The 18,866-nt window shown below is 59.9% G+C and carries 15 protein-coding genes; 13 read left to right on the top strand and 2 right to left on the bottom strand.

Features of this window, described 5'->3' with window-relative positions; translation table 11 throughout:
* Nucleotides 1-26 precede the first annotated feature (26 nt).
* The 13 genes from ASD60_RS02500 (at nt 27) to ASD60_RS02440 (ending at nt 17,122) form a co-directional block, all read left to right on the top strand.
* Nucleotides 27-1,973: a methyl-accepting chemotaxis protein gene (locus ASD60_RS02500; protein ID WP_056852467.1), complete on the top strand. Its 1,947-nt coding sequence runs from the start codon at nt 27-29 to the stop codon at nt 1,971-1,973.
* A gap of 259 nt (nt 1,974-2,232) precedes the next feature.
* Nucleotides 2,233-3,978: a protein-disulfide reductase DsbD gene (locus tag ASD60_RS02495; RefSeq protein ID WP_056852466.1), complete on the top strand. Its 1,746-nt coding sequence runs from the start codon at nt 2,233-2,235 to the stop codon at nt 3,976-3,978.
* A gap of 132 nt (nt 3,979-4,110) precedes the next feature.
* Nucleotides 4,111-4,566 carry a type II 3-dehydroquinate dehydratase gene (aroQ, locus tag ASD60_RS02490; RefSeq protein WP_056852465.1) on the top strand — a complete coding sequence of 152 codons (456 nt, stop codon included), beginning with the start codon at nt 4,111-4,113 and terminating at the stop codon, nt 4,564-4,566.
* A 24-nt stretch (nt 4,567-4,590) separates the two neighbouring features.
* The gene (gene accB, locus ASD60_RS02485; RefSeq protein WP_056852464.1) at nt 4,591-5,058 is read left to right on the top strand and encodes an acetyl-CoA carboxylase biotin carboxyl carrier protein; all 468 of its coding nucleotides are present in this window, start codon (nt 4,591-4,593) and stop codon (nt 5,056-5,058) included.
* Nucleotides 5,059-5,075: 17 nt separating this feature from the next.
* On the top strand, nt 5,076-6,434 hold the full coding sequence (accC, locus tag ASD60_RS02480) for an acetyl-CoA carboxylase biotin carboxylase subunit (RefSeq protein ID WP_056852463.1): 1,359 nt from the start codon (nt 5,076-5,078) through the stop codon (nt 6,432-6,434).
* A 323-nt stretch (nt 6,435-6,757) separates the two neighbouring features.
* A complete protein-coding gene (prmA, locus tag ASD60_RS02475; protein ID WP_056852462.1) occupies nt 6,758-7,636 on the top strand; it encodes a 50S ribosomal protein L11 methyltransferase in 879 nt (292 codons plus the stop codon).
* A gap of 30 nt (nt 7,637-7,666) precedes the next feature.
* A complete protein-coding gene (locus ASD60_RS02470; protein WP_056852461.1) occupies nt 7,667-8,935 on the top strand; it encodes a DUF3426 domain-containing protein in 1,269 nt (422 codons plus the stop codon).
* Between the two features lie 185 nt (nt 8,936-9,120).
* Nucleotides 9,121-10,131, top strand: a complete 1,011-nt coding sequence (gene dusB / locus ASD60_RS02465) for a tRNA dihydrouridine synthase DusB (protein ID WP_056852460.1) — start codon at nt 9,121-9,123, stop codon at nt 10,129-10,131.
* Nucleotides 10,128-10,448, top strand: coding sequence for a DNA-binding transcriptional regulator Fis (gene fis, locus ASD60_RS02460; RefSeq protein ID WP_015093301.1), 321 nt, complete (start codon nt 10,128-10,130; stop codon nt 10,446-10,448). The genes dusB and fis overlap by 4 nt, the downstream gene beginning before the upstream one ends.
* 81 nt (nt 10,449-10,529) lie before the next feature.
* Nucleotides 10,530-12,137 carry a bifunctional phosphoribosylaminoimidazolecarboxamide formyltransferase/IMP cyclohydrolase gene (gene purH / locus ASD60_RS02455; protein ID WP_056852459.1) on the top strand — a complete coding sequence of 536 codons (1,608 nt, stop codon included), beginning with the start codon at nt 10,530-10,532 and terminating at the stop codon, nt 12,135-12,137.
* A gap of 151 nt (nt 12,138-12,288) precedes the next feature.
* A complete protein-coding gene (gene purD, locus ASD60_RS02450; protein ID WP_056852458.1) occupies nt 12,289-13,584 on the top strand; it encodes a phosphoribosylamine--glycine ligase in 1,296 nt (431 codons plus the stop codon).
* Between the two features lie 99 nt (nt 13,585-13,683).
* Complete coding sequence (locus ASD60_RS02445; protein ID WP_056852457.1) at nt 13,684-16,461, top strand: hybrid sensor histidine kinase/response regulator; 2,778 nt, start codon at nt 13,684-13,686, stop codon at nt 16,459-16,461.
* Between the two features lie 64 nt (nt 16,462-16,525).
* Nucleotides 16,526-17,122, top strand: coding sequence for a MarC family protein (locus ASD60_RS02440; RefSeq protein WP_056852456.1), 597 nt, complete (start codon nt 16,526-16,528; stop codon nt 17,120-17,122).
* A gap of 19 nt (nt 17,123-17,141) precedes the next feature.
* Here ASD60_RS02440 and ASD60_RS02435 read toward each other — a convergent pair whose 3' ends face one another.
* On the bottom strand, nt 17,142-17,891 hold the full coding sequence (locus tag ASD60_RS02435) for a hypothetical protein (protein WP_056852455.1): 750 nt from the start codon (nt 17,889-17,891) through the stop codon (nt 17,142-17,144).
* Nucleotides 17,892-17,945: 54 nt separating this feature from the next.
* Nucleotides 17,946-18,761: a hypothetical protein gene (locus ASD60_RS02430; protein ID WP_056852454.1), complete on the bottom strand. Its 816-nt coding sequence runs from the start codon at nt 18,759-18,761 to the stop codon at nt 17,946-17,948.
* Nucleotides 18,762-18,866: the final 105 nt, after the last annotated feature.

The raw sequence follows: 18,866 nt of genomic DNA, 5'->3' as shown, positions 1-18,866 counted from the left end.
ACCATTTCTGCCGTTGGTAGTCCGTGATGCGCCTGAAGCTGCTGACCAATCTCAACACCCTCCTTTTAGTCGCCGTGTGCGTAGCCCTTGGCGCGACGCTGTGGTGGTCGCAAAAAGCCCTTGAACGCCCGTACCTATTAATGGAGCGTTACCTGGGTTTGTCTCAGCAGTTTCAGAACGATGTGGCGCGCAACATCGAGGATTACCTCGCCAGCGGCGATGCCCTGCGCTTGAGCAACGCCACCCAGGCCATTGATGCCCTGCAAACAGAACTCGGCGAATTGCCACCGGCGCTGGCCGAAAGCCTGCGCCCTAGCCTGTCCAACCTGAGTGACTTCAGCAAAACCGATCTGCTGGCCGCGGGCAAGCTCGCCGGAGATCCGCAGGCCCTGCTGCTGCAAGCCGAGCGGGAATTGGCTGCCAGCCTCGACCAGCTCAGTCAGTACGCCAGCGCCAACGCGGCGTACCTGACGCCATTGCTCACTGCATCGCAGCATTTGGGTAAATTGTCGCTGGCCCGGGACAAACTGGTCAGCAGCGGCCGCAGCGAACTGGCCGCCGATGTCGAGCGCGAAGTCACCCACATCCGCACCCAGGCCGCTCTGCTGGACGCCCTGCCCTTGCTGGGCGTGGCAGCCAGCAGCGAATCGAACACCGATAATTTCGCCTCGATGATGGGCCTGGAGAGCACCGAGAAAGCTGCAGCCGAGGATGCCGGCGTTGGCTACAAGCGTGAACTCAATAGCCTGCTAACCCGTTACCCGGCGGAGCTGGCTCGGACCCGCGAGCAGATCCAGAAACGCGCCGATCTCAGTACCGCGACTCATCTTAAAATCGCCGATGTGCAACACGCCATCGCCGGGCTGGAACCGGTGGTCCGCGCCCAGCACGGGCAAATCCAGGGCGAAGTCCGACTGATGCAAGGCGTGATGATCGGTTTGATTTTGCTGATCGCGCTGCTGATCGACAGCCTGCAACGCAAACTCGCCCGGACCCTGACCAACCTCGCTCCGGCGCTGTCGACCTGGGCCGAAGGGGATTTCAGCCAGGACATCCAACTGGGCAAGACCAACCGCGAATTGCATGACATCGAAGCGTCGCTCAATCGCTTGCGCGCCTATCTGGTGGCGCTGGTGGGGACCATTCGCCTTAACGCCGAACAGGTCGCCGGCAGCAGCCGGACCCTCGCCGAATTGAGCAACGACCTGCACAGCGGTGCCGAGCACCAGGCGGGGGACACCGCATTGATCCGCGATTCCCTCGGCGAACTGGAAGCGACCATTCAGCAAGTCGCCGGCGATGCCAGCCAGGCTGCCGAAGCCAGTCGGCATGCGGGCCTGGCGGTGGAGCACGGGCAGCAAGTCATTGGCCTGAGCCTGACAGGCCTGCATGCGCTGGTGGACGAAGTGCAGGGCAATGCACAGATGATCGAACATCTGGCCGAAGAGTCCGCGACCATCGGCGGGGTGCTGACGGTGATTCGCTCGATTGCCGACCAGACCAATCTGCTGGCGCTGAATGCGGCCATTGAAGCGGCACGCGCCGGGGAAATGGGTCGCGGCTTTGCCGTGGTGGCTGAAGAAGTTCGCTCACTGGCGCAACGCACTGCTGGTGCCACCGCCGAAATCCAGACCTTGATCGCCGGTCTGCAAACCGCCGCGCGCCAGTCGGTCGAAGGCATGCGCGCCCAGGTCGAACACGCCGAAGCCACCGCCAACCAGGCCCAGGCGGCCGATGGCGCGCTGGATAAAATCGTCGGGGCGATCCAGACCATCTCTGACACCGCAGTGCGCATCGCCGATGTCACCGCCCAGCAGAGCGGCGCCGTCAGTGAGATTCGCGACCACAGCGAGCGGATTCATCAGTTGGGCGGGGATAACTTGCTGCGCATTGGCGAAGGGCGCGAGCAAGGGGAAAATTTGCTGGTGCTGGGTGGGCGCCTGCATACCGCCGTTCAGGCCTTCCGCGTCTGATAAGCCGCCATCGCTGGCAAGCCAGCTCCCACAGGATTGAGGGTGCTTATAGATCTTGTGGACAACCTTGATACTCGTGGGTGTTGGCTTGCCAGCTCCCACAGGGTTGAGGGTGCTTATAGATCTTGTGGATACCTGCAAAACTTGTGGGAGCTGGCTTGCCAGCGATGACGTCGGACCAGTCACCCCATCACTACCCGCACTGCACATCCGCACGACGTCCGCTATCATCCCCCCAATTCCGATACGCGAGATTGTCATGCGCCGTTTGCTCTGCCTGCTTTTATTCGTGCTCGCCCTGCCGGCCGCCGCCACCGGCCTGTTGGAGAGCCGTCCCAGTTCTACCCTGGGCTCGATCAACAACAGCGCCGACTTCCTGCCGGTACGCGAAGCTTTTCAGTTGAGCCTGGTAGAAAGCACGTCGCAATCGATCAAACTGCGTTTCGTCGCCACCGAAGGCTATTACCTCTACCGTCACCGCTTCCAGTTTCGCGCAGAACCGGGCGATGTCACCCTCGGGGCAGCGCAATTGCCCGACGGCCAAAAGAAGCACGACGAGTACTTTGGCGATGTCGAGGTCTACCACGGCATTCTCGATGTAGAACTGCCGCGCTCCGATCAGCGCGCCTTTACCTTGGTGGTGACTTATCAGGGCTGCGCCGACAAGGGCCTGTGTTATCCACCGGAAACCGAGCGCCTGAGTATCAACGCCGGCAACAGCGTGAGCGTGCCGTATAGCTGGAGCTGGCGCGAACTGGCGCTGTTTTTCCTCGCCGGTCTGGGCCTGACGTTCACCCCCTGCGTGCTGCCGATGCTGCCGATCCTGTCCGGCGTGGTGTTGCGCGGACAGGTCGGCGGCTGGCGCGGTTTCAACCTGTCGCTGGCGTATGTGCTGCCGATGGCGGCGTGTTTTGCCCTGCTCGGCGCCTTGATGGGGATGTTCGGTGCGCAACTCAATCTCCAGGCGCGCCTGCAATCGGCCTGGGTGCTGGTACCATTCGCGACGTTTTTCGCAGTGTTTGCCCTGGCGATGTTCGGGGTGTTCGAGCTGAAGTTGCCGCATGCCATCAGCAGCCGGCTCGACCGCATTGCTGGTCGCACCGAAGGCGGCTCGCTGTGGGGCGCGGCAGTGCTGGGCGTGGTTTCCAGCCTGCTGGTTTCGCCCTGCGTATCGGCACCCTTGGCCGGTGCGTTGCTGTACATCAGCGCCAGCGGCGATGCCTTGGGCGGTGGACTGAAACTGTTCATGCTCGGCCTGGGCATGGGCGCGCCACTGTTATTGGTGGCCACCGGCGGCGCGGCGTGGCTGCCAAAAAGCGGCCCGTGGCTGATCTACGTGAAAAATGCGATTGGCGTGTTGTTGCTGGGACTGGCGATCGGCTTGCTCAGCCGGGTTTTGCCGGGACAGGTTACGCTGCTGCTGATCGGCCTGTTGGCCGCGGGTGTCGGCTTGTTCCTCGGCGCACTGGAATTCGTCTACAAACCACCGCGAAAACGCCTGGGCCAGCTATTCGGGATGTTCCTGCTGTTTTACGCGCTGGCCTGCTGGTTCGGCGCATTCAGCGGCCAGAGCGACCCGTTCAACCCCATCGGCCAGTCGCGCACCATTGCCAGCAACGCGCCAACCCAGGAAACCAGTGCCTGGCAAACCGTAGACACCCCGGCTGAACTCGACCGTGTGCTCGCCCAAGCCCGCTCAGCCAACACTGCGCTGCTGCTCGACTGGTACGCCGACTGGTGCATCAGTTGCAAAGTGATCGAACGGGAGGTACTGAACGACTCCATCGTCATCGAACGCCTCAAGGGTTACAGGCTGGTCCGCTTCGATATCACCCAGAGCAACGCCGAACAACGCGCCCTGCTCGATCGCTACCAACTGTTCGGCCCCCCTGCCTTGATGTTTTTCGGCAAGGACGGCGTCGAACGTGTCGATGTGCGGGTGATCGGCGAGATCAATGCGCGGGACTTCGCCGAACGTGTTGCCAGGGCGAATGACCGGATTTAAGCAAGCAGTCATATATTTCGCGCAAACATCGGTCATCGTGCTGGCTATTGCAGAGAACTGGACAGTCACAAAGGCTTTGCGGCATAGTCGCCGAGTTCTGACAATTGCACACGGATAACAAAGGAACCGCCGATGGCGACGCTACTCGTTCTGCACGGACCCAACCTGAACCTGCTCGGCACCCGTGAACCGGGCACCTATGGCGCCACGACGCTGGCCCAGATCAACCAGGACCTGGAACGCCGTGCCCGTGAAGCCGGCCACCATTTGCTGCACCTGCAAAGCAATGCCGAGTACGAATTGATCGACCGCATCCACGCCGCTCGCAGCGAAGGTGTGGACTTCATTTTGATCAACCCGGCAGCTTTTACGCATACAAGTGTCGCATTACGTGACGCGCTGCTGGCGGTGAGCATCCCATTCATCGAAGTGCATTTGTCCAACGTGCACAAACGCGAACCTTTCCGCCATCACTCTTACTTCTCCGACGTAGCGGTAGGAGTGATCTGCGGCCTTGGCGCCAGCGGTTATCGACTGGCCTTGGAGGCTGCATTAGAGCAGCTTGAACAACAAGCTATACGCCCCTGACCGACCCTTGGGAGTTGATGATTCATGGATATCCGTAAAGTTAAGAAACTGATCGAATTGCTGGAAGAGTCCGGCATCGACGAGCTCGAGATCAAGGAAGGCGAAGAGTCCGTACGCATCAGCCGTCACAGCAAGACCCCGGCTCAGCAGTACTACGCTCCTGCGCCAATGCCAGCTCCGGCTGCCGCGCCTGTCGCTGCCGCCGCTCCGGCTGCCGCTGCCGCCGCACCTGCAGCGCCTGCCGCACCAGCGTTGAACGGCACCGTTGCCCGTTCGCCAATGGTCGGTACGTTCTATCGCAAGTCTTCGCCAACCTCGCCGTCCTTCGTTGAAGTCGGCCAGACCGTGAAGAAAGGCGACACCCTGTGCATCGTTGAAGCCATGAAGATGATGAACCACATCGAAGCTGAAACCAGCGGTGTGATCGAATCCATCCTCGTCGAAGACGGCCAGCCGGTTGAGTACGACCAACCGCTGTTCACCATCGTTTGAACCGCGGAGAGCCTTTGATGACTGCGAAGTTGGAAAAAGTTCTGATCGCCAACCGCGGTGAGATCGCCCTGCGGATCCTGCGCGCCTGCAAAGAGATGGGCATCAAGACCGTCGCCGTTTACTCCAAGGCTGACAAGGAACTGATGCACCTGGGTCTGGCAGACGAGTCCGTCTGCATCGGCCCGGCATCGGCCGCCCACTCCTACCTGCACATTCCGGCAATCATTGCCGCGGCCGAAGTGACCGGCGCTACCGCCATTCACCCAGGCTACGGTTTCCTTGCGGAAAACGCCGACTTTGCCGAGCAGGTCGAGAACTCCGGCTTCGCGTTCATTGGCCCGAAAGCCGAAACCATTCGCCTGATGGGCGACAAGGTATCGGCCAAGCACGCCATGATCGCCGCCGGTGTACCGACCGTTCCGGGTTCTGACGGCCCGCTGCCGGAAGACGAAGAAACCGCTCTGCGCATTGGTCGCGAAGTCGGTTATCCGGTGATCATCAAGGCCGCTGGCGGCGGTGGTGGTCGCGGCATGCGCGTTGTGCATAAAGAAGAAGACCTGATTTCCTCGGCCAAACTGACCCGCTCCGAAGCAGGCGCGGCGTTCGGCAACCCGATGGTCTATCTGGAAAAGTTCCTGACCAACCCGCGTCACGTGGAAGTCCAGGTGCTTTCCGACGGCCAGGGCAACGCCATCCATCTGGGCGACCGCGATTGCTCGCTGCAACGTCGTCACCAGAAAGTTCTCGAAGAAGCGCCGGCACCGGGCATCGACGAGAAGGCTCGCCAGGAAGTTTTCGCTCGCTGCGTCAAGGCGTGCATCGACATCGGTTACCGGGGTGCGGGCACTTTCGAGTTCCTGTACGAGAACGGCCGCTTCTACTTCATCGAGATGAACACTCGTGTCCAGGTAGAGCACCCGGTTTCGGAAATGGTCACCGGTATCGACATCGTCAAGGAGATGCTCAGCATCGCCGCCGGCAACAAGCTGTCGTTCACCCAGGATGACGTGGTCATCCGCGGTCACGCGCTGGAGTGCCGGATCAACGCCGAAGATCCGAAAACCTTCATGCCGAGCCCGGGCACGGTCAAGCATTTCCACGCACCAGGCGGCAACGGCGTTCGCGTCGACTCGCACCTGTACAGTGGTTATGCCGTACCGCCAAACTACGATTCGTTGATCGGCAAGCTGATCACTTACGGTGCAACCCGTGACGAAGCCATGGCGCGCATGCGCAATGCGCTGGACGAAATCGTGGTCGACGGGATCAAGACCAACATCCCGCTGCACCGCGACCTGACCCGCGACGAAGGCTTCTGCAAAGGGGGCGTGAACATTCACTACCTCGAACACAAGCTGGCCGGCGAGAAGCACTAAGCTTCGAACCTGCACCTGACAAAGCCGCCTTCGGGCGGCTTTGTTGTTTCTGCAGATGCCCCCAGAAACCTTGTGGCGAGGGAGCTTGCTCCCGCTCGGTTGCGCAGCAGCCGCAAGACCATTCATCCGAGTTGCGTCAGACAAAGCCTTATCTACCATTTTGGGACCGCATCGCGCTCCAGCGGGAGCCAGCTCCCTCGCCACAGAGAGCGTCGTGCGGTATTGGATGGCAACCCGGTCGTCTTCTGCGTTGCGCTCGCGTAAACTTGCGCGCTTCTCGCAGCCCGCTAGGCTGCAATCTATATTTTTCAAAGGTGCCCGCCATGCCTTGGCTGCAAGTCCGTCTCGCCATCAGCCCAGAACAAGCCGAAACCTACGAAGACGCTTTCCTTGAAGTGGGCGCCGTATCGGTGACCTTCATGGACGCCGAAGACCAGCCGATCTTCGAGCCGGAACTCAACACCACCCCACTGTGGTCGCACACCCACCTGCTGGCCCTGTTCGAAGGTGGCACCGAGCCTGGCCCGGTGCTGGCTCACCTTGAGCTGTTGACGGGCAGTCCGCTGCCCGAACACCACAGTGAAGTGATCGAGGACCAGGACTGGGAACGCAGCTGGATGGACGGTTTCCAGCCGATGCGTTTCGGTCAGCGCCTGTGGATCGTGCCAAGCTGGCATGCCGCCCCCGAACCAGACGCCGTCAACCTGCTGCTGGACCCGGGCCTGGCGTTCGGCACCGGCACCCACCCGACCACCGCGCTGTGCCTGGAATGGCTCGACGGTCAGGATCTGAAAGATTGCAACGTGCTGGACTTCGGCTGCGGCTCGGGGATCCTGGCCATTGCCGCCTTGCTGCTGGGCGCCAGGGAAGCGGTCGGCACCGACATCGACGTGCAGGCGCTGGAAGCTTCCCGCGACAATGCCGGGCGCAACCACATTGCCAATGAGCTGTTCCCACTGTATCTGCCGGAAGATCTGCCGCAGGTTCAGGCTGATGTGCTGGTAGCGAACATTCTCGCTGGCCCGCTGGTATCCCTTGCACCGCAGCTGTCCGGCCTGGTCAAGCCCGGTGGCCGTCTGGCGCTGTCGGGGATTCTGGCCGAGCAAGGCGATGAAGTGGCTGCAGCCTACGCCAAGGACTTCGATCTGGATCCGATCGCCAATCGCGATGGCTGGGTGCGCATCACAGGCCGTCGGCGCTAGAATGAGCGTCTGCATAATCCGGATCGCCGCATGACCGATAGCTTCGTCACCCAGTGCCCGCATTGCCAAACCAGTTTCCGCGTCAGCCATGCCCAGTTGAGCGTGGCGCGCGGGGTCGTTCGCTGTGGCTCATGCCTGCAGGTATTCAACGCGGCCAAGCAATTGCTTGAACAGGCCGGCAAAGAGCCTGCCGCGCCGATTGCACCTGCCATCGCGCAAGCCCCGGCACCCGAACAACCGCGTGCCATCAGCCAAAAGCAATGGAGCGCGGCCGAACTGGATCTGGACAGCCTCGACCTCGACGAAGAACTCGCCCGGCTCGAACAGCGGGAAATCCAGCCCATCACCGAATTCGGCCGCCCCCGCGAAGACAGCCTCAGCGCTCGCCGCGACAGCACTGAAATCGACGAAGAACCCTGGACCACTGACAGCCTGTTCAGCGAATCGGCCGCCGATCGTGCGCAAACGGGCAATAACCTTGACGAGCTCGATGCGCTCGACACTCCTGTTTCAGAAGAACCCCTGAAAGAGACAGGCATCCTCGCACGCACCGAACCCTCGCTATCGCTGGAACTCGAGCCGGTGGAACTGGACGACGAACCCCAGCCGCCACATTTACGCCTGCACGACCCGCTCGATCCTCCACTTCATCACGAACGCCTTTCGGCAACGGCAACTGAAGAAATCGACGCCGACCTGCCTTCGATCGAGCCCTTGCGCAAGCGTCGCGAACGCAGCGAACCGGGCGTTCGCGCCGAAGTCTTGCAAGACCTGACCGATGACCCGCTGCAACTGGACTGGCAAAAACGCCGTTCGCCGTGGGGGCGCCGATTCTTCTGGCTGGTGCTGATCCTGCTGGGCGCCGGCGCACTCGTGGGCCAGTACGTCGCCTATCACTTCGACGAACTGGCACGCCAGGACCAATATCGCCCATGGTTCCAGCAACTGTGCCCACACATCGGTTGCACGGTGCCCTCCAAGGTCGACATCGCCAAAATCAAAAGCAGCAACCTGGTAGTGCGCAGCCACCCGGAGTTCAGTGGTGCGCTGGTGGTTGATGCGATCATCTATAACCGCGCGCCCTTCTCCCAGCCCTTCCCGCTGCTGGAACTGCGCTTCGCCGACCTCAACGGCCACCTGATCGCCAGCCGCCGCTTCAAACCCGGCGAGTATCTCGGGGGCGACCTTGAAGGCATGGCCGAAATGCCTCCGCAAACCCCGATCCACATTGCACTCGACATTCTCGATCCAGGTGCAAAAGCGGTGAATTACAGCCTGAGCTTCCACTCGCCCGAGTGAAACGGTTCACCGCTCTTCAATTGACGACGGCTTTCTGACTTTCCCTGCGCGAACCAAACCGCTGGCGATAACGGAATAACTGTTCAGATTTTGTTCAATTCGACCTTTATCCAGTCATCGAGAGCGGGTATCATGCCAACCCTTTTTCGAACTCTCATGATCCGGCCCCACAACAGGGAAGCCCTATGTCGGCGGTACGCATCGGTCCATACACATTACACAACGGCTTGATTCTCGCCCCGATGGCGGGGGTCACCGACCAACCCTTTCGTCAGCTGTGCAAACGATTGGGCGCGGGACTGGTCGTCTCGGAAATGGTCACCAGCGACATGAGTTTGTGGAACACCCGCAAGTCGCGGATGCGCATGATCCACGAAGGTGATCCCGAGCCACGCTCGGTACAGATCGCCGGTGGCGATGCACAGATGCTGGCGGATGCAGCGCGGGCCAACGTCGAGTTGGGCGCACAGATTATTGATATCAACATGGGCTGTCCGGCAAAGAAGGTCTGCAACAAGGCCGCCGGCTCCGCACTGTTGAAGGATGAAGCACTGGTCACCGAGATCCTGCAGGCCGTCGTGGCTGCGGTTGATGTGCCGGTTACCCTGAAGATTCGGACCGGCTGGGACCGGGACAACAAGAATGGCCTGACGGTGGCGAAGATCGCCGAGCAGGCAGGCATTACGGCGCTGGCGGTACATGGCCGCACCCGTGCCGATCTGTACACCGGTGAAGCCGAGTACGACACCATTGCCGCGATCAAGCAGGCGGTATCGATGCCGGTGTTTGCCAACGGCGATATCGATTCGCCGGAAAAGGCCCGATACGTGCTCGACGCGACCGGTGCCGACGGCCTGCTGGTTGGCCGGGCCGCCCAGGGGCGGCCATGGATTTTTCGCGAGATCGACCATTTCCTGCGCACCGGCGAGAAGCTCCCGGCGCTGGAACTGATCGAGGTGGAACGCATTCTGCTAGAGCATCTGGCTGCGCTGCACGCCTTCTATGGAGACGTGATGGGCGTGCGCATTGCTCGAAAGCATGTGGGCTGGTATCTCGCAACCTTGCCGGGCGCCAGGGAGTTTCGCGCCCACTTCAATCGTTTGGAAGATACGGAAGCACAATGCGCCAACGTTCAGGGGTTCTTCGCCGAACGTTACAAGAGCCTGACAGGGGACGGAGAGGGGGTGGCCGCATGACGATGATGACCGAGACTTTAGTGAGTGGAACAACACCCGTGAGCGACAACGTGAATTTGAAACAGCACCTCAATACCCCGAGCGAAGAAGGTCAGACCCTTCGCGGGAGTGTCGAGAAAGCGCTGCACAATTATTTCGCCCACCTTGAGGGCGCTGCCGTCACGGATGTGTACAACCTGGTGCTCTCCGAAGTCGAGGCTCCCCTGCTCGAGTGCGTGATGAACTACGTCAAGGGCAACCAGACCAAGGCCAGCGAAATGCTCGGACTCAACCGGGGCACGCTGCGCAAGAAACTCAAGCAGTACGATTTGCTGTAAGCATTCAATCAAACCAGAAAGGCGCCCGCGTAAAACCGGTCGCCTTTTTTGCTGACTCCTTTGCTTTTGATGGAAATTGAAATGACCGACCAGACTACCCGCCTGCCGATCCGCCGCGCCTTGATCAGCGTTTCCGACAAGACCGGGATCCTTGAATTCGCCAAAGAGCTTGAAGCCCTGGGCGTCGAGATCCTCTCCACCGGCGGGACGTTCAAGCTGCTGCAGGACAACGGCGTTGCCGCTGTGGAAGTCGCTGATTACACCGGTTTTGCCGAAATGATGGACGGTCGGGTGAAGACCCTGCATCCGAAAATCCACGGCGGGATCCTCGGTCGTCGCGGTATCGACGATGCCATCATGAACGAACACGGCATCAAGCCGATCGATCTGGTGGCGGTCAACCTGTACCCGTTCGAAGCCACCATCAACAAGCCAGGCTGTGACCTGCCGACCGCCATCGAGAACATCGACATCGGCGGCCCGACCATGGTCCGTTCGGCTGCCAAGAACCACAAAGACGTGGCCATCGTGGTCAATGCCAGCGATTACGCCAGCGTCCTCGAAAACCTCAAGGCCGGTGGCCTGACTTACGCTCAGCGTTTCGACCTGATGCTCAAGGCCTTCGAACACACCGCTGCCTATGACGGCATGATCGCCAACTACATGGGTACCGTGAACCAGGCTGCCGAGACGCTCAGCACAGAAGGTCGCAGCGAATTCCCGCGCACGTTCAACAGCCAGTTCATCAAGGCCCAGGAAATGCGCTACGGCGAGAACCCGCATCAGAGCGCGGCGTTCTACGTGGAAGCCAAGCCTGCCGAAGTCGGCATCGCTACCGCGACCCAACTGCAGGGCAAAGAGCTGTCGTACAACAACGTGGCCGACACCGACGCTGCATTGGAATGCGTCAAGAGCTTCGTCAAGCCAGCCTGCGTGATCGTCAAGCACGCCAACCCGTGCGGCGTGGCTGTCAGCCCTGATGCCGAAGGCGGCATCCGCAAAGCCTACGACCTGGCTTATGCCACCGATACCGAATCCGCGTTTGGCGGCATCATCGCCTTCAACCGCGAACTGGATGCAGAGACCGCCAAGGCGATCGTCGAGCGCCAGTTCGTTGAAGTGATCATCGCCCCAAGCGTCAGCGAAGAAGCCCGCGCCATCGTTGCAGCCAAAGCCAACGTGCGTCTGCTGGCCTGCGGCGAGTGGTCGGCCGATCGTGCAGCAGCGTGGGATTACAAGCGCGTCAATGGTGGTCTGCTGGTGCAGAGCCGTGACATCGGCATGATCAGCGCCGATGACCTGAAAGTCGTGACCAAACGCGCTCCGACCGAACAGGAAATCCACGACCTGATCTTCGCCTGGAAGGTCGCCAAGTACGTTAAATCCAACGCCATCGTCTACGCCAAGAACCGTCAGACCATCGGTGTCGGCGCCGGTCAGATGAGCCGCGTGAACTCGGCTCGCATCGCTGCGATCAAGGCTGAGCATGCAGGCTTGCAGGTAGCCGGTTCGGTGATGGCGTCCGACGCATTCTTCCCGTTCCGCGATGGTCTGGACAATGCGGCCAAGGCGGGCGTGACGGCTGTGATCCAGCCAGGCGGCTCGATGCGTGATGCTGAAGTGATTGCTGCTGCCGACGAAGCCGGCATCGCGATGGTGTTCACCGGCATGCGCCACTTCCGTCACTGATTTGTTTGCTTGATCGTACCCACGCTCTGCGTGGGCACGCAGCCCGGGACGCTCCGCGTCCCTCGGACGCGGAGCGTCCGTTGAGGCATTCCCACGCAGAGCGTGGGAACGATCAGCCCCCACAGAATTAGCGTCATCCGAGGTTTTTGAAATGAATGTTTTGATCATTGGCAGCGGTGGCCGTGAACACGCCCTGGCCTGGAAAGTGGCTCAGGATCCGCGCGTGCAAAAGGTTTTCGTGGCCCCGGGCAACGCCGGTACGGCCATTGAAGCCAAGTGCGAGAACGTCGCCATCGACGTGCTGGCCCTTGAGCAACTGGCGGACTTCGCCGAGAAAAACGTTTCCCTGACCATCGTTGGTCCGGAAGTGCCACTGGTTGCGGGCGTCGTGGACCTGTTCCGCTCCCGCGGCCTGGACTGCTTCGGTCCGACCGCTGGCGCCGCTCAGCTGGAAGGTTCGAAAGCGTTCACCAAGGACTTCCTGGCTCGCCACAAGATCCCGACCGCCGACTACCAGAACTTCACCGAGATCGAGCCTGCCCTGGCTTACTTGCGCGAAAAAGGTGCGCCAATCGTGATCAAGGCCGATGGCCTTGCCGCCGGTAAAGGCGTGATCGTCGCCATGACCTTGGCCGAAGCCGAAGACGCCGTGCGTGACATGCTCGCCGGCAATGCCTTCGGTGACGCCGGCTCGCGCGTCGTGATCGAAGAGTTCCTGGATGGCGAAGAAGCCAGCTTCATCGTCATGGTCGACGGCAAGAACGTCCTGCCAATGGCCACCAGCCAGGACCACAAACGCGTCGGCGACGGCGACACCGGGCCGAACACCGGCGGCATGGGTGCCTACTCCCCTGCCCCGGTGGTCACCGCCGAAGTGCACAAGCGCGTCATGGATCTGGTGATCTGGCCGACGGTTCGCGGCATGGCCGAGGAAGGTAACGTCTACACTGGCTTCCTGTACGCCGGCTTGATGATCGACAAGGCTGGTAACCCAAAAGTTATCGAATTTAACTGCCGTTTCGGCGACCCTGAGACCCAACCTGTCATGCTGCGCTTGCAGTCGAGCCTGGTGCTGCTGGTTGAAGCTGCTCTGGCGCAGGCGCTGGACAAGGTCGAGGCGCAATGGGATCCACGTCCAAGCGTAGGTATCGTGCTGGCGGCGGGCGGCTATCCTGGTGACTACGCCAAAGGCGTGGCCATCAATGGCCTGGATGCAGCCGCCGCGCTGGAAGGCAAAGTCTTCCACGCCGGCACTGCGCTCAAAGACAATCAAGTGGTAACGGCCGGCGGTCGCGTGCTTTGCGCTACGGCCATGGGTGCCAGTGTCGATGCGGCTCAGCAGCAGGCTTACAAGCTGGCGGCGAAAATTGATTGGGAAGGCTGTTTCTATCGCAAGGACATTGGCTACCGTGCCATTGCCCGCGAGCGTGGCGAAAATCAGGAATAAGCTATCCTTTGAGCCGGGCAGGGGCTTCAAGCCCTTGCCTGACTATTCCGGCGCCGCGCATAGTTATATTCTGGCATCAACCTACGAAGGGATTTCGCCGTGCGCTGGCTCAGGATTGCCATAGGTTTCACCGTCACTCTGCTGACTCTGCTCTGCATGCTCCCGGCCCAGGCCGCGCAAGGCAGTGGCTGGGCGGTATTGCTCGACGAACAGGGCGATCTGCAACTGAGCGACATCCGCTCCACCCGCTACAACAATCAATTCAGTCCCATCGAACTCGACCGCCTCACCGCAGCCGAGCCCGACGGCGCACTCTGGATCCGCTTCCGCCTCGCCCCCGGCAAGCATGAACAGCTACTGCGGGTGTTCGCGCCCGACTTGTCGCGTCTCAACCTGTATGTGCTCGATGGCGACAACCTGATCGACCAATCGAGTACCGGCAACAAACAACCCCAGACCGACCGGCCACTGCCCAGCAGCGACTTCATGCTGCCGTTGCCGCAGAGCGACAAACCCCTTGATGTGTACCTCAGACTGGTCTCCGATAACCAGCTGCGGCCCTACATCACCCTGCAATCGGCGGTCATGACCGCGGCCAATCAGAACCAGACGCTGGTCTACGGACTGCTGTTGGGCTGTGTCGGCATGCTGATCCTGCACAACCTCATCCGCTACGCCTACACCCGTTCGCGCAGCAGTCTCTGGCTGGCCGCCTGCGAGGGCTTGCTGATGCTCAGCCTGGTGCTCTTGCTGAACCTCGCGGGGCCATGGTTACCAAGCTGGCAAGCCGTGCAAACACCGGGGGCATACCTCGCGTTGTTGCTGACAGCCCCCTGCGGCCTGATGCTCGCCTATCGCTTTTTTGCCCCCCTTGGCCCCCACCCGCTCAACCGGTTGCTGCTGGGCGAGATCCTGGTCATCACGACCTGCGGCCTGCTGCTGTTGTTCGTCAATACATTGCCGCTGAACATCATTACCTATGGCCTGGTCGCCCTGGCGGGCCTGACCATGCTGTTCGTCAGCGCCTTTCACTGGCAGAAAGGCTATCGCCCGGCGCGGCTGTTCGTTGCGGCCATGGTGGCTTTCAACCTCGGAACGCTGATTATCCTGCCGGCATTGCTGGGGCTGACACTGGTCGAGCCCCACGGCCTGATCACCATCCTGCTGGCTTTCATCTGCATCAGCGGCCTGCTGATGAGCATTGCCTTGAGCGAGCGCCAACGCAGCATCACCGAAGACCGCTTCAGCATCAGTCGCGACCTGGCCGCCAGCAATGCCGAAATCAATGCCAAGGCCGAGTTCCTGGCAAAGATCAGCCATGAAATCCGCACGCCGATGAACGGCGTGCTGGGCATGACCGAACTGCTGCTTGGCACGCCGCTGTCGGTCAAGCAGCGCGATTACGTGCAAACCATTCATAGCGCCGGCAACGAATTGCTGACGCTGATCAACGAAATTCTCGACATCTCCAAACTCGAGTCCGGGCAGATCGAACTCGATGATGTGCAGTTCGATCTCAACGCCTTGATCGAAGATTGCCTGAGTATCTTCCGCGCCAAGGCCGAACAGCAGAACGTCGAGCTGATCAGCTTCATCCAGCCACAAGTGCCGCGGGTCATCAGCGGCGATCCGACACGTCTGCGCCAGACCCTGTTGAGCCTGCTTGAAAATGCCCTGAAGAAAACCGACGAAGGTGAAATCCTGATTGTCGTTGCCCTCGATGAACGCAGCGCCAAACCGCGCCTGCGCATCGCCGTGCAGGACAGCGGCGAACCGATGGATGCCGAAGAACGCGATGCGCTGATGCACGCCGAGCTGCACAGCAAGCACTTCCTTTCGGCCAATCGCCTGGGCGGAAATCTGGGGCTGGTGATCGCCCGTCAGCTGATTCGCTTGATGCAAGGCGAGTTCGGCATCAAGAGTGGCAGCCAACAGGGCAGTACGCTGTGGCTGACATTGCCACTGGACCCGGACCGGCTCGAACACCCGACATCCGATCTGGACGGCCCATTGCAAGGTGCGCGGGTGCTGGTGGTGGACGACAACGACACCTGCCGCAAAGTGCTGGTACAGCAATGCAGCGCATGGGGCCTCAACGTCAGCGCCGTACCATCCGGCAAGGAAGCGCTGGCGCTGTTGCGCACCAAGGCGCACTTGCGTGACTACTTCGACGTGGTCCTGCTGGACCAGAACATGCCTGGCATGACCGGCATGCAACTGGCCGCCAAGATCAAGGAAGACCCGAGTCTGAATCACGACATCCTGCTGATCATGCTCACCGGCATCAGCAATGCGCCCAGCAAGATCATTGCACGCAACTCCGGGGTCAAACGCATCCTCGCCAAGCCGGTGGCCGGCTACACCCTCAAGACCACCCTGGCCGACGAGCTGACCCAGCGCAACAAAGGGCTCGCCGTCATGCCGCATGCGCCCTCCAGCCCTACCCTGCCGATCAAGGTGCCCAGCGATTTCCGCATTCTCGTTGCCGAGGACAACAGCATTTCAACCAAGGTCATCCGCGGCATGCTGGGCAAGCTCAATCTGCAACCGGATACCGCCAGCAATGGCGAAGAAGCGCTACAGGCGATGAAGGCCCAGCGCTATGACCTGGTACTGATGGACTGTGAAATGCCGATCCTCGATGGTTTCTCGGCCACCCAGCAACTGCGTGCCTGGGAAGTAGGCAACCAGCGGATTCGCACGCCGGTGGTGGCATTGACGGCGCATATCCTCGCCGAACACAAGGAGCGCGCGCGCCAGGCCGGCATGGACGGCCACATGGCCAAACCGGTGGAACTTTCGCAGTTGCGCGAACTGATCGAACACTGGGTTGCCCAGCGTGACCTGCAAAACCGCAGCGTAACCCCAACGCCCTGAGCCGACAGTTATTGCAACGCCTGATAGACTCCCCCTCGACTTCTCTCGCCAGTGAGCCCGCACCATGCTTCACGTGTTGTTCAGTGTTTACCTGAAGATGCTGGTGCTCTACAGCCCGTTTTTCGTGCTGTCCTGCTTCATCAGCCTGACCCGCGGCTACTCACGCAAGGAGCAGCGTCGACTGGCCTGGAAAGTGGCAGTCGCAACGCTGGTTTCCAGCGTGTTGCTGTACTTGTTTGGCCGGGTGATTTTCAGTGTCTTCGGCATTACGGTGGATGCGTTTCGCATCGGCGCCGGCAGTGTGCTGTTCATTTCCGCGCTGGGCATGGCCCAAGGCAAGTCGGCGGTCCAGACCGACAATGTGCAGCAGGACGTAACCATCGTCCCGCTGACCATTCCTCTGACGGTCGGCCCCGGCACCATTGGTGCATTGCTGGTAATGGGCGTGAGCCAGCCGCATTGGGACGACAAGCTCATGGCCATCGTCAGTATCGCGCTGGCCAGTTTTACCGTCGGTGTGGTGTTGTATCTGTCCAATCACATCGAACGCATTCTCGGTGACCAGGGTTTGCAGATTGTCAGCCGATTGATGGGTTTGTTTGTGTGCGCGCTGGCGGCGCAGATTATTTTCACCGGGGTGAAGGGTTACCTGGTTCCTTGACCCGCCATGCCTATCAATGTCATCCGTTGGCCGGTGGTGCAAATCCGACACCAGTCAACGGCACGTCATGCTCGCCGACATTGATGCACAGTGCCAATCGTTGCGGCCCTAACCACTGCACGGTGTCGTCCCTGAACGCTTTGTACTCGTCCACTGAAAACCGGGCGTGAAAAAACGCGGTCTTCACCCCTCCCATCACGCTACTCAATGCAAAATCCTGCCGGATAAACTGGCTTTCGATCGGCTGATCCGTTTCAAAGAACACAGTGGCCAACGTCAGGAAGCCATCAGACTCGGCAATGCCGACCAGTACTCTCAAACGATGCATGCCGTTGAAGCTTGCGTCCATGCCGCCTGACTGACTGCCACACCCCATTATCGAGCGTTCACGAAAGACACGGGCCCCCGGCGACTGTTCAGGCAACTGCGCGACCCTGCGCAAGGCGGTTGCCGGCAGAGTGACCTGTTGAGCCGACAGACCTGATTGGAACGCTGCGTGAACAGCTTCAGATAAAGTGAAACTTCGAACACCGGAAGAAGGGAACATCCCCGAGGTTGCGCCCTGATCATGGAACTTCCATCCACAAGCGGCCAGAGTATCCATGAACACGCCGGACCATTGAGCGTGGTCCTTGGCGTGCGGAAAGTCCTCCTCAGCTGCAAGTTGAGCGAACAACACAGTGTCGAGCGTGTCCTGCCTGACTTCAGGCGGCAACAGCGTCGACAACAACAAAAGGCTGCAAGAATTTATGACTACGGAATACGCCATACGCTTTCCTTATTCGAGGGTGGCCAGAGACCAAAAGCCTCTGGCCTTGTCCCTTTACTTGCGTCGGCTGAAACGCTTGGCCAAAATTTCCTTGCGGTGAATACCGAGGTATTCTTCGATATCCGACTTGATGTACGCATAACGGGCAGGATTGAACGTTATGAATGACTTGCCATGGAAAATATTCAGAGAAGAAGTCTTCCAGTCCACGAACAGGAGACCGCCATCATTACCGCCTCCCTGGTGATCGACTGCCCCCACTGCGATCAGGATAATTCCGTTAGCCATTTGTTCACAGGGAATAGTGGACAAACGTACGCCTTCAGTATTCTTCGCTTGTGTATTAAACAGATTGATTGCTTCCGGCTCTTTCTTCAATGCAGCCAACGTAGAGTTGGTCAATGCACTGAGCGCCGTAGCGCCAGGAATGGCAGTCTTTGCGGCATCGACAGCGGCCTGGATAATATCGACCATGACATTATCCATCGTGATATTTAACGATGTGGCACTGTACTTTGAGTAACCTTTATCCGGAACGAAACAGCCCAGGTCTTCCATGCAGGACGTAAACGCATGGTACCAAGCCTTGGGGTCTTTATTTCCGGGCACCTCGATATTCGCTTCCATTTTCGACATGGTAATCAGGTTTTCAATGATCGCCATGTTTTCGATTGAGATTTGGTCACCATAACCGATCAGGCTGTTGCCCAGCACCAGTGCGTCCAACTCTTTGGTAGGGCTCGAAACGACCGAAGAGCTCAACGACATCGTGCGCGGTTGAACGGTCAATACACTTTTGCGCTTATTAATGCACGCCCTTACAAAATCAGCACTGTCAGAAACACTTACAGAACTTTCAAAATCGTCCATGAATACACTCCTTTATTTATCAATAATCGCTTCATCTGGAAGCGCACTGAAAACTAACGCAATTCATTCATAACTACCAACCACAACCAAATACAACATGTGTAT

This window comes from Pseudomonas sp. Root562 (assembly GCF_001427125.1).
Lineage (GTDB): Bacteria > Pseudomonadota > Gammaproteobacteria > Pseudomonadales > Pseudomonadaceae > Aquipseudomonas.
This window is presented reverse-complemented; position numbering and strand designations above follow the sequence as displayed.

Excerpts from the sequence above, each read along its gene's own strand:
- purD (WP_056852458.1), top strand. The coding sequence starts at position 12,289 with ATGAATGTTTTGATCATTGGCAGCGGTGGCCGTGAACACGCCCTGGCC.
- purH (WP_056852459.1), top strand. The coding sequence starts at position 10,530 with ATGACCGACCAGACTACCCGCCTGCCGATCCGCCGCGCCTTGATCAGC.
- ASD60_RS02440 (WP_056852456.1), top strand. The coding sequence starts at position 16,526 with ATGCTTCACGTGTTGTTCAGTGTTTACCTGAAGATGCTGGTGCTCTAC.
- prmA (WP_056852462.1), top strand. The coding sequence starts at position 6,758 with ATGCCTTGGCTGCAAGTCCGTCTCGCCATCAGCCCAGAACAAGCCGAA.
- ASD60_RS02500 (WP_056852467.1), top strand. The coding sequence starts at position 27 with ATGCGCCTGAAGCTGCTGACCAATCTCAACACCCTCCTTTTAGTCGCC.
- accB (WP_056852464.1), top strand. The coding sequence starts at position 4,591 with ATGGATATCCGTAAAGTTAAGAAACTGATCGAATTGCTGGAAGAGTCC.
- accC (WP_056852463.1), top strand. The coding sequence starts at position 5,076 with ATGACTGCGAAGTTGGAAAAAGTTCTGATCGCCAACCGCGGTGAGATC.
- ASD60_RS02495 (WP_056852466.1), top strand. The coding sequence starts at position 2,233 with ATGCGCCGTTTGCTCTGCCTGCTTTTATTCGTGCTCGCCCTGCCGGCC.
- aroQ (WP_056852465.1), top strand. The coding sequence starts at position 4,111 with ATGGCGACGCTACTCGTTCTGCACGGACCCAACCTGAACCTGCTCGGC.
- ASD60_RS02435 (WP_056852455.1), bottom strand. The coding sequence starts at position 17,891 with ATGGCGTATTCCGTAGTCATAAATTCTTGCAGCCTTTTGTTGTTGTCG.
- dusB (WP_056852460.1), top strand. The coding sequence starts at position 9,121 with ATGTCGGCGGTACGCATCGGTCCATACACATTACACAACGGCTTGATT.
- ASD60_RS02470 (WP_056852461.1), top strand. The coding sequence starts at position 7,667 with ATGACCGATAGCTTCGTCACCCAGTGCCCGCATTGCCAAACCAGTTTC.
- fis (WP_015093301.1), top strand. The coding sequence starts at position 10,128 with ATGACGATGATGACCGAGACTTTAGTGAGTGGAACAACACCCGTGAGC.
- ASD60_RS02430 (WP_056852454.1), bottom strand. The coding sequence starts at position 18,761 with ATGGACGATTTTGAAAGTTCTGTAAGTGTTTCTGACAGTGCTGATTTT.